Annotated in this window: 10 protein-coding genes and 1 riboswitch; of the genes, 7 read left to right on the top strand and 3 right to left on the bottom strand. The window is 58.5% G+C overall.

Annotated elements, in window-relative coordinates:
* Nucleotides 1-231 precede the first annotated feature (231 nt).
* Complete coding sequence (locus IC235_RS19690; protein WP_191006924.1) at nt 232-3,177, top strand: TonB-dependent receptor domain-containing protein; 2,946 nt, start codon at nt 232-234, stop codon at nt 3,175-3,177.
* Nucleotides 3,178-3,345: 168 nt separating this feature from the next.
* Nucleotides 3,346-4,434, top strand: a complete 1,089-nt coding sequence (locus IC235_RS19685; protein ID WP_191006923.1) for a lysylphosphatidylglycerol synthase transmembrane domain-containing protein — start codon at nt 3,346-3,348, stop codon at nt 4,432-4,434.
* A gap of 174 nt (nt 4,435-4,608) precedes the next feature.
* On the opposite strand, the gene IC235_RS19680 is transcribed toward IC235_RS19685, so the two are convergent.
* Nucleotides 4,609-5,028, bottom strand: coding sequence for a hypothetical protein (locus IC235_RS19680; RefSeq protein WP_191006922.1), 420 nt, complete (start codon nt 5,026-5,028; stop codon nt 4,609-4,611).
* Nucleotides 5,029-5,214: 186 nt separating this feature from the next.
* Between IC235_RS19680 and IC235_RS19675 the strand changes: the two genes are divergently transcribed.
* From IC235_RS19675 to IC235_RS19655, 5 genes are all read left to right on the top strand, one after another.
* A complete protein-coding gene (locus tag IC235_RS19675) occupies nt 5,215-5,505 on the top strand; it encodes a LysM peptidoglycan-binding domain-containing protein (RefSeq protein WP_191006921.1) in 291 nt (96 codons plus the stop codon).
* A 408-nt stretch (nt 5,506-5,913) separates the two neighbouring features.
* Nucleotides 5,914-6,026: riboswitch (SAM riboswitch) on the top strand.
* 369 nt (nt 6,027-6,395) lie between these two features.
* Nucleotides 6,396-7,055 carry a peroxiredoxin-like family protein gene (locus tag IC235_RS19670; protein WP_191006920.1) on the top strand — a complete coding sequence of 220 codons (660 nt, stop codon included), beginning with the start codon at nt 6,396-6,398 and terminating at the stop codon, nt 7,053-7,055.
* Between the two features lie 43 nt (nt 7,056-7,098).
* Nucleotides 7,099-8,478 (top strand): O-acetylhomoserine aminocarboxypropyltransferase/cysteine synthase family protein, encoded by a 1,380-nt coding sequence (locus IC235_RS19665; RefSeq protein ID WP_191006919.1) that lies wholly within the window; start codon nt 7,099-7,101, stop codon nt 8,476-8,478.
* A 113-nt stretch (nt 8,479-8,591) separates the two neighbouring features.
* Nucleotides 8,592-9,617 (top strand): homoserine O-acetyltransferase family protein, encoded by a 1,026-nt coding sequence (locus tag IC235_RS19660; RefSeq protein WP_191006918.1) that lies wholly within the window; start codon nt 8,592-8,594, stop codon nt 9,615-9,617.
* Between the two features lie 251 nt (nt 9,618-9,868).
* The gene (locus IC235_RS19655; protein ID WP_191006917.1) at nt 9,869-11,128 is read left to right on the top strand and encodes a homoserine dehydrogenase; all 1,260 of its coding nucleotides are present in this window, start codon (nt 9,869-9,871) and stop codon (nt 11,126-11,128) included.
* Between the two features lie 77 nt (nt 11,129-11,205).
* Here the strand turns inward: IC235_RS19655 and IC235_RS19650 are convergent, their stop codons facing one another.
* Both IC235_RS19650 and IC235_RS19645 read right to left on the bottom strand, forming a co-directional pair.
* The gene (locus IC235_RS19650; protein ID WP_191006916.1) at nt 11,206-12,441 is read right to left on the bottom strand and encodes a carboxylesterase family protein; all 1,236 of its coding nucleotides are present in this window, start codon (nt 12,439-12,441) and stop codon (nt 11,206-11,208) included.
* 33 nt (nt 12,442-12,474) lie between these two features.
* Nucleotides 12,475-14,208, bottom strand: a complete 1,734-nt coding sequence (locus IC235_RS19645) for an Ig-like domain-containing protein (RefSeq protein ID WP_191006915.1) — start codon at nt 14,206-14,208, stop codon at nt 12,475-12,477.
* Nucleotides 14,209-14,369: the final 161 nt, after the last annotated feature.

Below are 14,369 nucleotides of genomic sequence, written 5' to 3'. Positions count from 1 at the left end.
CCAGCACTTTCTCAGTATGGCGCAACTGGCCTGTATTCGGCGTATCCTGCAGCGCCACTTTTCAGACACAGCCTAGTAGGCTAAAAGTATAATTACTAGCTCAGTCTGAGCTAAGGACCTTTGGGTATCAGTAAGCCGAACAACTTTGCCAGTAGTTATGGGGGCTTGAGCAAAACTACATTTGGGTGCAACCCCCTACTGCTTCGTGGCACTTTAGCCATTATGACTTGTATGCAACCTCTCCCGTTTACCATCATACTCCTGGCCGCCCTGCTGGGTACAACTCCTTTGGCGGTAGGCCAACAAAGCCCGGCCACTAAACCTGCGTCGGCGGCTCCGGCCGCGGCCCGCGCCGCAACGGGCCGCATTAGCGGCACGGTGACGGACGCGGCTACCAGCAAGCCCGTTTCCTACGCCACGGTGGCCGTGCTCGATGCCACCGGTAAAGCCGTGAACGGAGGGGTGTGCGGCGACGACGGCAAATTCGTGCTGCCCGGAATCCCGGCCGGCACTTACACGGTGCAGGTCAGCTTTCTGGGCTACAAGAACGAGGAGCGGGCCGGCGTGGTCGTGCCCACCGGTGGCTCCATCGATTTAGGCTCGCTAACTCTGACGGCCGCGGCTCAAAAGCTGGGCGAAGTGGTGGTGACCGGCCAGAAGGCCCTGATTGAGGAGAAGGTGGACCGCACCGTGTATAACGCCGAAAACGACCAAACCGCCCGGGGTGGCGACGCCACCGACGTGCTTAAGCGCGTGCCGCTGCTCAGCGTGGACCTCGATGGCAACGTGAGCCTGCGCGGCAGCCAGAACATCCGCGTACTCATCAACAACAAGCCCTCGGCCATCGCCGCCAGCAGCATTGCCGACGCCCTGCGTCAGATCCCGGCCGACCAGATTAAAACGGTGGAAGTCATCACCTCACCCTCCGCCAAGTACGATGCCGAGGGCTCGGGTGGCATCATTAACATCATCACCAAGCAAAACAACCTGAGCGGCGGTACTTTGAGCATCGACGCCAGCGGGGGCAACCGCGGCAGCAACCTAAGCTTGAACGGCAGCTACCGGACCGGCAAAATGGGCTTTTCGCTGGGCGGGTTCGGCCGGGCGGGCTATAACATTCCGGGGAGCTTCTCGAACCAGCAGGTGGTGAAGAATGGCTCCGGCAATGTGCTGTCGACAACCACCCAAACGGCCGACACCCGGCTGAACCAGGCTTTTGGGCGCTCGGTACTGGGCTGGGACTACGACCTCGACAAGCATAATTCGCTCACGGCCTCGCTCTCGTACGGCGCCCGCAACTCGCACACCTACCAAGATCGACTAACCACCCGGGCAACCTCGGCCGCGGGCAACTCGGTGCGTGATGTGGACGTGCTGGATAACTCCGGCACCGTGGACGCCAGCCTGACTTATACCCACACCTTCGAAAAGCCCCAGCAGGAATTCAGCATCCTGACCCTGTACAGCCGCAACGACCGCACGAACAACTTTACCAACAGCATCCTAAGCTCTGATGCGAACACGCCGAGCTTGCGCAACGAGAACCCCAGCGACAACCAGGAGTTCACCATCCAGGCCGACTACCAGTTGCCCGTTGCCCAAACCCAGGTGCTGGAGTTTGGCGGGAAGGACATTCTGCGCCGCGTGAGCAGCAACTACCGCTACTTCCAGGCTACCGGGGCGAATGGTGCGTTTGTTCCCTTAGCCGGGGTGGGCCTCAACAACGGCTTTAACTACCGCCAGAACGTGGCCGCCACCTACGCCGCTTACACGCTGGGCTTGCCGAAGGGATTTACCCTCAAGCCTGGCCTGCGCTACGAGTACACCACCATCACAGCCGATTTTAACACCCAGGAAGCCGTCAGTATTCCCGATTACGGCGTACTGGTACCCAGCATGAACCTCTCGCGCAAACTAACCAACGGCAACGTGCTGAAGCTGGCTTATAACCAACGCATTCAGCGGCCGTCGCTGCAATTTCTGAACCCCAACATTCAGCAGTCGAACCCGCTCATTCGCACCGAGGGCAACCCCAGGCTGGAGCCCGAATACACGAACAACTACGAGCTGAGCTACAGCACCCTCATCAAGAAAGCCAACCTGAACTTTTCCGTTTTTGCGCGCAACACTACGGGCTCGATTCAGTCAGTGCGCCGGCTCATTGTCGAAAATGGCGTTGCCATTGGCGTGCAAGGCGTTACCTACGACAACATTGGCCGGGAAGACGCCTACGGCAGCAGTGCATTTGCCAGCATCAACAGTGGCAAGCTGAGCCTGAACGGGGGCGTAGATGCCTACTACGCCGTCCTGAACAACAACGTGTCCGACCCGCTCTATAATGCCGGCAACGAAGGCTTCGTGGTCAGTGGCCGTCTGTTTGGTAGCTACAAGCTTACCGAGCTGTGGGGCTTGCAGGCCTTTAGCTTCTACCGGGGCCGGCAGGTGCAGCTGCAGGGTGACCAGAGCGGCTTCGGCATCTACAGCCTGAGCGTGAAGCGCGACTTCGCCGATAAAAAAGGCAGCATCGGCTTTGGCGCGGAAAACTTTTTCACCAGCTCCATCAACATTCGCAATCAGGTTAATACCCCCCTCCTGGACCAGACCAGCACCAACGTGCTTCGCAACATGAACTTTAAAATCAACTTCAGCTACCGCATCGGGAAGCTCACGGTGGCGCCGCCCCGTCGCAGCCGGAGCATCAACAACGATGACTTAAAAGGTGACGCCGGGAGTGGAGCCGACCTTGGCGGGGGAGGGGGAGGGGGCGCCCCAGGCGGAGGAGGTGCTCGTTCCGGGCCCCCGCCAACGGGCGCCCCGGCCGGGGGCCGGCCCGGGTCCGGACCTGGGGGAGCGCCCGCCGGTGCGCGGCCGGGCGGCTATCCCGCCGCTCCGGCCGGTACGGAGCCGAGCGGCGGACCCGCGAGGCCGCGTGGCACCGCGCCCGACAGCCCGGCGGGCCGGCCGCTTCCGGATAGCAGCGCCCGCCCGGCGGATGGTAAGCAGCCCGCCCAACAGCCCACTGCCGAGCCCCCCGCGGTGCTGCCAGCTGACTCAACAAGCCGCCCGGGTGTGCCAACCAATCCCATTACCCCGCCGGCTAACCAGCCTTCACCGGGTACGGCCGCGCCAGGCGGCACCACGCCCACGCCGATGGGCCGTCCGGGTAGCCGGCCGTAGCGAAATGATGGCTGAACCAGCCGCGAGAAAAAAGATGGCTTGCGGAGCTGCTTTAACCAGCTCCGTAAGCTATCTTTTTTTGCAGCAGGACGTTTCCTTATTGTTCTCGCCCCAATAAGGGGCTTGCTGGGCCAAGCCCTACTTTTGTCCGGCTGCCAGAACCCTTCAATGCCCAACCCGCTGCCTTCTGCTCCTCCCGACAACGACGCGCATTTTTTGCAGCGCCTACGGCCCTCGCGGCTTATTTTGCCAGTGGTGCTGGGGCTGGCCGTGGTGGGGTTCCTCTTCTACCGAAGCTACCAGCCCGGTGACTTGGCCCCGCTGGCGCACGCCGACTGGCGCTGGCTGCTAGTAGCTGGGCTAGTGCTGGTGGCCCGCGACTTTGGCTACATCTACCGCATTCGACACATCGCCGAAGCCGAGCTTACCTACCGGCAGGCCCTGGACGTTATTATGATTTGGGAGTTTGCCTCCTGCGTGCTGCCTTCCGGCCAGGGAGGCACGGGCGTAGCTCCATTTATTCTGGAGAAGGAAGGCATTCCGCTGGGTAAAGGGCTGGCTTATATCATGGTCACGGCCCTGCTCGATAACCTTTACTACGTGCTGATGGTGCCGCTGGTGGTGCTCGTAGCAGGGGCCGGCCTCTACCCGCACGAGGCCCTGCAAACCAGCTTCGTAGCCACGCTGCGGGTGGCATTTGGCGTGAGCTACCTGTTCGTGACCCTCTACGCGGGGCTGATGCTGTACGCTATTTTTATCAACCCGCGCGCGGTGCGCCGGCTGCTGGTGCGGCTGTTTTCCGTGCGGCTGTTGCGGCGCTGGCGGCGCCTAGCCTACCGCCACGGCCAGGAGATGGTGCGGGCCTCGGTTCAGCTGCGCGGCAATGGGCCGCGCTACTGGTGGCACGCCGCCGTGAGTACGGTCTTCGTCTGGACGGCCCGTTACGCCATTATCGGCTGCCTCATCGCCGCCTTCGTGCCGATGAATGCCACTACCTTCCTGCTCATCTTCGCCCGCAACATCACCTATAAAGTTATTCTGCTGGTGGCCATCACCCCGGGCGGCGCGGGCATTGCCGAAGGGGCTTTCCCCACGTTTTTCGGTTCCTTCATTGGTACGGCCACCATGACCAGCTTTTTGGTGTTCCTTTACCGAATCGTGACTTACTACCTCTACCTGGGGCTGGGGCTGTTATTCCTGCCGCGCTGGGTGGCCCGCGTGTTCCTGAAGCGGCCACCCGCCCCAGCTACGGCCTGACCAGCGCCCGCCTGGGTACTTCGGTTGCTGGTATGAGGTGCAGGTAATTTTGGTAGAGCCGGGTTGCTATTTGGGCTTAGCATGGTTACTGGGCCGTCGCCAGACACAAAAAGCCCGAACCACTGGGGTTCGGGCTTATGCATTTAATCGAGAGGTAAATTATCGAGGCGTAGATTATTCAGCTTCCAACATCAGGGCGGCGCCGTCAGCTGACTTCAGGGTGAGCTTCTTATCGGTCAGCGTTTCCACGGCAAATGTGTTGCTGGTGGTCGCGCCGTCGGGCGTCATGGTGATGCTTTTCCCGGCTTGGTCGAACGTGTACTTCCCGGTAACGGCCCCGTTGGCGCCGGTCATGTTGTAGGTGCCGTTGGCGAAGATGCGCAGCTCCTCCTGTTTCTGGGCATCGGTCTGCTTCACTTTATCGCCGCTGGCATCGGTTTCCTTGGCGGTTTTCCACACTTTGCTGTCGGTGCCGTACAACATGTTCACGCCTTCGACCTTGCCTTTGTCGTTGCCGCAGGCAGTGGCAAATAACGATAACAGGAGCAGTAGGCTGGCGAAATAACGAAGCGAAAAGAGGGACTGAGGTTTCATATGAACGAGCGTAAGTGAGAAGAAAGTAAAGAGCAAGCCGCACCGTTGCGGGCTCGTCGGCTTACGATACCATCGCGAAAGAGTTTAGAGCGCAACCCCGTCCGAGCTTGTCCGTATAGCACCCGAGCCAGCTTGTTTACAGGCAGCATTGGCAACCTCATCATCTATACAAACCGGACCGAACTCATGGGACTCTTTGATTTTCTCAGCGACAAAGGCGAGCAAAAGCCCGTCGAGCCGGCAGCTAAGCCCGCGGCTGGTGCCACCGATTTCTTTGGCAACAGCGCCCCGGCCAATTCCACTGCCACCGGAGATTCATATACCGTGGTCAGCGGGGACTCGCTTTCTAAAATTGCCAAAAACCACTACGGCGATGCCGCTAAGTGGCACCAGATATACGAGGCCAACAAGGCCATCATCGGCAACAACCCCGACCACATTGAAGTGGGCCAGGTGTTGACCCTACCTAGTCTCTAGGTACTTTTTTGCAGAAAAAAGGTGAGAAAAGCCACTCTGTTTCAGGGTGGCTTTTTTGTGCTTTCACAGCAGTTAAGTAGCTGGTCAATAGTGCTGATATAGAAGGGGCGGTCCTGCTTCGGCAAGCTCAGCAGGACGTTCTGATATACACGATTGCTTAGCCACAAGTACTTAAACCAGGTAACCCAGCCTGCTGACGCAGTCAGTAATAGCTATTAACCGATCAACCAACCCCCAGCAGTTAACCTCCGACTGAGCAGGCGCGCCTTTTGCCACTGGCTGATATAATTCCTGCCGTAAGGGGAATTTTTCGGATGATATATTTGGCAGTAAAAAAACTTCTCCCGTATATTTGGCCCGCCAACATCATAATGGTACTTCCCCGCATGCGGTGGGGTAGTTGAATTCTTTTTATACAGAAGCGGCGAGAGACTAGGCTCCCTGACCCGCTGGCAACCTTCGACCGCACGAAAGGTGCCACTTCCTACCCCCGGCCATGCTGCCGGCGGGACATATAAAGTGAGTGCCATGAAAAACTTCGCTTTTTTCGTTGTTACGTCGCCATCCGCGCCCGCTGCTCTTACTCAACTAGGTTTGCCGATGGATTTTTGCGTTGCGCCCCCGACGGCTGCTTGTTGTCGGGGCCGAATGTGCTGTTGTTGCGCCTGCTAGCTAAGCACCGCTAACCTTTCAGCCCCTTTCTCTTTTATGGGAATACCGCGGCGCCCCGGCGAGCCTAACCGGCTGCGTTGGGGCCCCGGATCCGGCTGGCTCTTCCGTCGCCCGCCGGCTCGCTCCTGATCAAGGATAAATTACTCACTCCGAGAGCCAAAGCTTGCTGCTATCCCCCACCATTCAAGATTTCCCCCTCACTCCATTTTCCTACCCTTATGCCAACGCTCACTTCTTCCTTTCAGCAAGAGCTGGATGCTACCGCCCAGCACCTGGCCAGCGTACTACCCAGCGCTGCCAACGAAACCATCGATGCCGGCATTGCCACCATACAGGCGGCGGGCCTCGCCCAGCGCAGCTTACGCGTAGGCCAACTGGCGCCCAACTTCACCTTGGCCGATGCTGTGGGACGCCCTGTTACGCTATCGCAGTTGCTGGCCGACGGGCCGGTAGTGTTAGTGTTCTACCGCGGCAACTGGTGTCCGTACTGCAATGTGCAACTACGGGCTTACAACCAGTTCCTAGAAGAATTCCGCGCCCACGGCGCTACCCTGGTGGCCATCTCGCCTCAAACCCCGGACCTGACGCGGTTGACCGCGGAAGAGAAGGACCTGCAATTCCCGGTCCTCAGCGACACCGGCAACGCCGTGGCCCGGCAGTACGGCCTGGCCTACCAAGTGGGCGAAGCCGTGTACCAAACCCTGCATGGCGTAGGCATCGACCTGGCCGCGTTCAACGGCGACGCCAGCGGGGAATTGCCCCTTACGGGCACCTTCGTCATTGCCCGGGACGGGCACGTGGCCTGGGCCGCCACCGAGGCCAACTTCAAGCAGCGGCCTGACCCGGCGCTGGTGCTGGCTGCCTTGGCGCAACTCTAATTCTTTAGAAAATTCAATCTTCAACTTTTTTCACCCCAGTCTCATGTCCGCACAAACCCTGCACTTCGAAACGCTCCAACTCCACGCGGGTCAGCAGCCCGATCCGACTACCGGCTCGCGCGCCGTGCCCATTCACCAAACCACTTCTTACGTATTCAAGAACGCCGAGCACGGAGCCAACCTGTTTGCCCTGAAGGAGTTTGGTAATATCTACACCCGGTTGATGAACCCGACCACCGACGTGTTTGAGCAGCGCGTGGCGGCGTTGGAAGGCGGGGTGGCCGCGCTGGCTACCGGTTCGGGCCAGGCCGCGCAGTTCATCGCGTTGAACAACATCCTGCAGGCCGGCGACAACTTCGTGAGCACGGCTTACCTCTACGGCGGCACCTACAACCAGTTCAAGGTGGCCTTTAAGCGCCTGGGCATCGAAGTTCGCTTTGCGGATGGCGACAACCCGGCCAGCTTCGAGGCCCTGATCGACGAAAAAACCAAGGCTATCTACCTGGAAACTATTGGCAACCCCAGCTTCAGCATTCCGGATTTTGAGGCTATCGCGGCCATTGCCAACAAGCATGATTTGCCGCTGATTGTGGACAACACCTTCGGCGCGGGCGGCTACCTGTTTCGGCCCCTGGAGCACGGCGCGCACATCGTGGTGGAGTCGGCCACGAAGTGGATTGGCGGCCACGGCACCAGCATCGGCGGCGTAATTGTGGACGGCGGCACGTACGACTTCGGCAACGGCAAATTCCCGCAGTTTACGGAGCCCAGCGAAGGCTACCACGGCCTGATTTTCAACGACGTATTCGGTAAAGGCGGGCCGTTCGGCAACATCGCCTTCATCATCCGGGCGCGGGTGGAAGGCCTGCGCGACTTCGGCCCGGCCATCAGCCCATTCAACTCCTTCCTCCTCCTGCAAGGCCTCGAAACCCTGAGCCTGCGCGTGGAGCGCACGGTGGAAAACGCCCTGAAAATTGCCACCTGGCTCGAGCAGCACCCCCAGGTAGAGAGCGTGAACTACCCCGGCCTGGCCAGCAGCCCTTACCACGGCCTGGCGCAGAAATACCTGAAGCGGGGCTTCGGCGGCGTGCTCACCTTCCGCGTGAAGGGCAGCAAGGAGACGGCCACCCAGCTTATCGACAACTTAAAGCTCATCAGCCACTTGGCTAATGTCGGCGATGCCAAAACGGTCATCATCCAACCATCGGCCACCACTCACCAGCAGCTGAGCGAGCAGGAGCAACTCGCCGCTGGTGTTACCCCCACCTCGTTGCGTCTGTCGTTGGGCATCGAGCATTTCGAAGACATCAAAGCCGATTTGCAGCGGGCCTTCGACGCCATTGGTAACACGGCCTCGCGGCCGACCACTAACGAAGAGGTCGGCGAACCCGAATTAGAGCACGCTCAGCCTTTGGAGGTATAATTTTTTCACCGCAGAGGGCGCAGAAGGCTTCGCGGAAGGACCGCAGAAGAACGTCCTCTGCGCTCCCTCTGCGAAAGCCTTCCGCGCCCTCTGCGGTGAAATCAACAAAGAACATGCAGGACCTAATTTTCTCTCTCCCCGACCTCGAACTAGAAAGCGGCCAAATCCTAAAAGGTGCCCACGTGGCCTACCGCACCTGGGGCCAGCTCAACGCCGACCGCGACAACGTGGTGTGGGTGTGCCACGCCCTGACGGCCAACGCCGACGTGTTGAGCTGGTGGCCCGGCCTATTCGGGCCAGGCTGCTACTTCGATCCCTCGGAGTGGTTCGTGGTGTGCGCCAACGTGCTGGGTTCGTGCTACGGCAGCACCAGCCCGCTGGATGCCGACCCGGCCACGGGCCGGCCGCGCTACCAGCACTTTCCGCGGCTCACCATCCGCGACCTGGTGGCGGCGCACGAGGCCTTGCGCGAGGAGTTAGGGTTGACTGATATCAACACCCTGATTGGAGGTTCGCTGGGCGGGCAGCAGGCCCTGGAGTGGGCCGTGCAGCGGCCGGACTTGTTCGACCATTTGGTGGTGATTGCCACCAACGCCCGGCACTCGGCCTGGGGCATTGCTTTCAATGAGGCCCAGCGCCTGGCCATTGAGGCCGACCCGACGTACGCCGCTGGCCAGCCCGGCGGCGGCGACGAAGGCCTGCGGGCCGCCCGCGCCACGGCCCTGCTCAGCTACCGCAGCTACTCGGCCTACGTCGAAACCCAGACTGACCCCGACGACGAGCTGCCGCTCGAGCATCGCGCCAGCACCTACCAGCGCTACCAGGGCGACAAGCTTGTGTCTCGCTTTGATGCCTACAGCTACGTGGCCCTGAGCCGGAGCATGGACAGCCACAACCTGGGCCGCGGCCGGGGCGGAGTGCCAGCGGCGCTAGGGCGCATCGGGGCGCGTACCCTGGTGCTGGGCATTACGTCCGATGTGTTGTTTCCGCTCAGCGAGCAGCGCGAGCTGGCCGCTCACATTCCCGGCGCGATGTACGCGGAGCTAGATTCGCGCTACGGGCACGACGGGTTTTTGCTGGAAACCGCCGCCATTACCCATTTTTTGGAGCTGTTCTACGCGCCTACGTTCGTTCATTAAGGAAGGTCCAACAACACTCTTAATAGTACTTTTTCAATATCTTAGCAGTTGGTGCCAGGTTGGTGACGCAACTCGCGTGAGGCGGTGAAAAGCTGGCTTATTCCTCAGGCGAGCTGTTTCGTCCCGAACTCGCTGGGCCAAGTGTTCAGCGCGGTACCCGAAACATTGTAATTGTAGGAACAGTGGGCTGGCGCGCGAGGGGTTCCGACTAGCAGGACCAGGCGGTATTACATTACTAACGACACGCTTACATGAACGTTGATAAACAACCCCTGCGCATTGGCCTCATTGGCTTTGGCTGCGTGGGGCAAGGGTTCTATGACATTGTGGGGCGCCAGCCGGGCCTCGGCCTGGCGGTGACGCGCATTGCGGTAAAGAGCCCCGCCAAGCCCCGGACGCTGCCGGCCGAGCGGTTCTGCTTCCACGCCGACGATTTGCTCGCCGATCCCGACCTGGACCTGCTGGTGGAGGTGATTGACGACCCGGCCGAAGCCTTCCGACTGGTGAGCACGGCCCTGCGCCACGGCCGCCGGGTAGTAACGGCTAACAAGGCCATGCTGGCCCATCACTTGCCGGAGCTGGTGGCCTTGCAGCGAGCTTCTGGCGGCGCGCTGCTCTACGAAGCGGCCGTGTGCGGCAGCATTCCCATTATTCGCACCCTGGACAGCTACTTCAGCCACGAGCCCCTGCAGTCGGTGAGCGGCATTTTCAATGGCTCGTCGAACTACGTGCTCACGCGCATGAGCCAGCAAGGCTCGGAGTATGGCCCGGCCCTGGCCGAAGCCCAGGCCCAGGGCTTCGCCGAAACCGACCCCTCGCTCGACATGGGCGCTTTCGACCCTCGCTCGAAGGCCGTGATTCTGGCCGCTCACGCCTACGGAGTGTTCTTACACCCCGAGGAGGTGCTGAACCTTGGCATTGAAAGCATTAGCGCCGTCGATATTGCGCGGGCCGCCGCTCAGGGCCGCAAGGTAAAAGTGGTGGCCGGCCTTTACCGTTTGCCCAATGGCTCCGTGGCCGCCCTGGTAACCCCGCAATTCGTTGGGCCCGAGTCGCCCCTTTACGCCGTGGAGCAGGAGTTTAACGGGGTAGTCATTGCCGCGGAATTTGCCGGCTCGCAGTTTCTGCACGGGCGCGGGGCCGGTGGCCATCCCACCGGCTCGGCCGTGCTGGCCGATGTGCTGGCCCTGCAACACGGCTTTCGCTACGCCTACGCCAAGCAATCCGAGGCGCCGGAAACCCAGCTCACCGAGGGGCTGGAAGTCGAGGTTTACCTGCGCCACGCCGACGCGGCAATTCTGCGCGAAGCCTTAACCTGGCTGCAGCTGCCCGCCGGAGCGCTGCTAATCGACGCCGACGGGCCCCAGGCCACCGGTACCGTATCCATCCAGGTGCTGTGGACGTGGCGCCAGGAGCTACGGGCCGCCGGGGTGTTCGTCGCCCGCCTGGGGGAGGTCCGGCCGACCGTCGCGGCGGGCATTACTCCCGCGAGAGCAGCTGAGTTGGTTTGAGTAGCCACCCAGGCAAATGGGGTAGCGACAGCATCTTGTGCGTCGCTACCCCATTTACTTACTGGGTTAAAAAGGCCTTATTTGAACTCTATGCGCACCGGCACCTGCCCAGAGATTTTTAAGGAATAGATACCCGCTCGCAGTGCGCCGCGCACCACTTCCACATCCCGGACGTTGGGGTTGATGGTCCGCACCACCCGGCCGGTAATATCGAACAGCTGCGCCTCGAGTGGTAGGCGCCAGGCTTCGGGTAGCACTACGTGCACCGCGTCGTCGGCCGGAACGGGGTAAGCTTGCGCGCTCGGGGCAGCTTTAGTTGCACTGGGCGCCACGGCTGTAACCACGGTGCCGGGCTGCGCCAGGATGGGCCGCAAAAAGTCGCGGATGGCGCGGAACGTGGTGTCGGCGTAAGCTGCGTTGTTCTCAAACGGAATGTGTCCGGCCCGGCTCAGCCTGACCAGCGTGTTGCGGATGCCCAGAGTCGTGGCCCGTGGATGAAGCCGGCCGCTGCCATACACGTACTTAGGTGGCAAAAGCGACCCCACCCGGCCTTGGAAGTACGGCACCGTGCCGTCGGCCGTGCCGTGTACGCTGAGCAGGGGGGCATTGCCAGCTTCGATGATGCTCGGCCGCTCCGTCGCCCCGCTCAGGTTGAGCACGGCCAGCACGGCGCTACTGTAACCGGGACTACCGCTCTGGCCCTCAATGCCGCCCAGCGCCGCGAGGTTTACGTAGGTTGGTACTTCGCTGGCTTTATCCAGGTAGCCTACTTCCAAGGCGGCGAAAGCTCCGGCCGACGAACCGCCCACGGCAATGTAGTCGGGGCGAACCCGATAGGTGTTGTTCGTAGCGGCATCTCTCCGAAAAAAGCGCACGGCGGCGCGCAGGTCCTGCATGCCCCGAATAGCGGCCCGGGCTACCTGAGGGGTATCGGCCGGGGAGGCAATACCCGTAAACGTGAAGCCCAGCCGGTATTCGATGCTGGCCGTGACGTAGCCCAGCTTGGCGAACCGCGTGCATACGTCTACCATGTATCGGTCGGTGCGGGAGCCTGTGATGAAGCCTCCCTGGTGGGCAAAAATGATAACTGGCCGCCGGGCTTCGGTGTCGCCCGTGGGCTGGTAAATATCCATCAGCAGCGTTTGGGTGGCGCCGGAATACGTTAGGGCGGAGCCGAAAGGGACGTTGGGCGTTACGGTCACGGCCGGGAAGATGGGCTGGTAGTAGCGGCCGCGCGTGGTATCAATCTGGGCATTAGCTGCTTGCAGGCTCGACACGAACAGCAGTAGTGTTAGGAGGAAATTTGATTTCATATTTAACTGCGTTGTAAGAAAAAATACTGAGGGCTACTCTTTTACAAACCGCTGCATACTTTCTCCCGCAGCGGTTTTAAGTTTTATAATATACACCCCAGGCTTCAGGCTTTCTACTAAAATGGCGCCGCCCTGTACAGTGCCTGTTTGCACTAGTCTTCCATCCAGAGAAGTGATGTCACAGCTTTGAATTTTAGAAATATTTTCGGGAATAAACACTTTAGTTTTGGCTGGGTTAGGGTATATCACCAATCTATTAACGTTGCCCTTGGTGGTTTTGGTTACAATATTATTTGCAAAAATATTTACGGGAGCAGAAGTAGTGTGCGTGCCGTTCGTATTGAACTGCCTGGCGAATAAAGTATAATCAGCTCTCAAAAAATTCCTAGTTATGCTATATGGTGGGGATGTTGCTTCTCCTATCCTTAAAGAATTTGCATAAAATACGACTCTTGAAACTGAATTTGAAGGGTCTATAGTTGTACTTAGCGTAATGGGCCCGGCAGCATTAATAACCATGTCATTCGCAGGGCTGGTCATGGTTATGCGAGGAGATGTTATAAATTGAGCCTGTTCACCTAATGAATACATATCAAAACCCAATGGCTCTGCGTTTCTAAACTTTGCAACTGCCTCGCTCACATCAGCGGCTACATTTACCCCCACTGGAGAATTTTCTCCGTTCCAAAAATTCATTTGCTCTATATATACCCACACGTATTGATCCGTTGTCAACAGGCTATTATAAACATTATGCTTCATCCATCTACTTTGGTATAAAGGCGTACTATAAGGCTGATCATCATAAAGGTTATAGCAGAAATCCAGATAGGGAGCCATTGCTACTTGGCCCTGCGCGTTCCACTTAGATAATAACATTGGGTCACACACTGCGGGAGTGGCTTCCAACCTCACATGGGTGTAACTGGCAGCGCTGTTTTCAACGTATTCCCTGCTACTGTTAATGTAATAAGCCGTCCCATTTCCATCTATAATAGTGCTCTCTGAGTTTAATGCCTCTAACATTCCGTCAGCAAATGCGGGAAGCAACGCATACTCAGACGCCGGCTGATTATTTATACTTCCATAGCAATAATCCCAGCTACTGCCATAAAGAAAAGTAGTCAAGATTGTAATTTTAGGCATATACCTTTGCAATGCCCGCGCATACTCTCTACCTCTTTGCCGTGCTTTGGCTTTCACTTCAGTAAAGGATTTTCCGCTGTATGGAGGAGCACCTCGTACATTTGACTTGCTAAACCACCATGGGCTATAGGTCTCACCCGCAGAATAAAATTCAGGATCAAACATTATGCCTTTGCAGCCAGCCGTCATTACGGCCCTCCCCGTCAATTCAGCATTTCTTGTTATTTGAGCCCAGAGATTGTCATTATAAAAATCAGGATTTACATTGCGGGAATGACCCCAAACAAGGATAAAATTATCAGTTAAGGTTGTCCACTTTGTGGAAATTGATCTCAAATCGTTAAACTTCAAACTTGCTTCAGTCCAGACTTCGTTATTGAATGCGAAATCAGCACTTTCATAATCCCGGCCAACATGAAAAACTAGACCATTTATATAAGGCCTTGCTGATTGCATTGAAGGAAGAGCTTCGGGTAGGTCCGGCGCCCAATCACAGTGACTAATTGTATGAAAAACTATAATTTTCTTTTCCTTAGGCTTAAAAGGATAGATGGGGGATTGAGCGAGCGAATTTAGGAAGCCCGTAATCAGGCATAACGAAAGCAAGATAATTTTTTTCATAATCCGTTAGTTGATAGTGGTTGAAGAAGAAATTATGCTGGTACTGGAATACAGGGCATATACTATAGCGGTCTCAGGGTCGGTGTCCGTACCCCTTTGGCTGGTCCCCTCTGTTCTTCGCAGAGGAGCTGAGGGGCGAACGCGGGCCCAACGACGGACAC

It is taken from the genome of Hymenobacter montanus (assembly GCF_014699115.1).
Taxonomy (GTDB): Bacteria; Bacteroidota; Bacteroidia; order Cytophagales; family Hymenobacteraceae; genus Hymenobacter; species Hymenobacter montanus.
Note: the sequence above shows the minus strand (reverse complement) of the source record. Positions and strands in the feature narration are given on the sequence as shown.

Bases quoted from the DNA above. Each gene is read 5' to 3' on its own strand.
- IC235_RS19660 (WP_191006918.1), top strand. From the start codon at position 8,592: ATGCAGGACCTAATTTTCTCTCTCCCCGACCTCGAACTAGAAAGCGGC.
- IC235_RS19665 (WP_191006919.1), top strand. From the start codon at position 7,099: ATGTCCGCACAAACCCTGCACTTCGAAACGCTCCAACTCCACGCGGGT.
- IC235_RS19680 (WP_191006922.1), bottom strand. From the start codon at position 5,028: ATGAAACCTCAGTCCCTCTTTTCGCTTCGTTATTTCGCCAGCCTACTG.
- IC235_RS19670 (WP_191006920.1), top strand. From the start codon at position 6,396: ATGCCAACGCTCACTTCTTCCTTTCAGCAAGAGCTGGATGCTACCGCC.
- IC235_RS19690 (WP_191006924.1), top strand. From the start codon at position 232: ATGCAACCTCTCCCGTTTACCATCATACTCCTGGCCGCCCTGCTGGGT.
- IC235_RS19685 (WP_191006923.1), top strand. From the start codon at position 3,346: ATGCCCAACCCGCTGCCTTCTGCTCCTCCCGACAACGACGCGCATTTT.
- IC235_RS19655 (WP_191006917.1), top strand. From the start codon at position 9,869: ATGAACGTTGATAAACAACCCCTGCGCATTGGCCTCATTGGCTTTGGC.
- IC235_RS19675 (WP_191006921.1), top strand. From the start codon at position 5,215: ATGGGACTCTTTGATTTTCTCAGCGACAAAGGCGAGCAAAAGCCCGTC.
- IC235_RS19645 (WP_191006915.1), bottom strand. From the start codon at position 14,208: ATGAAAAAAATTATCTTGCTTTCGTTATGCCTGATTACGGGCTTCCTA.
- IC235_RS19650 (WP_191006916.1), bottom strand. From the start codon at position 12,441: ATGAAATCAAATTTCCTCCTAACACTACTGCTGTTCGTGTCGAGCCTG.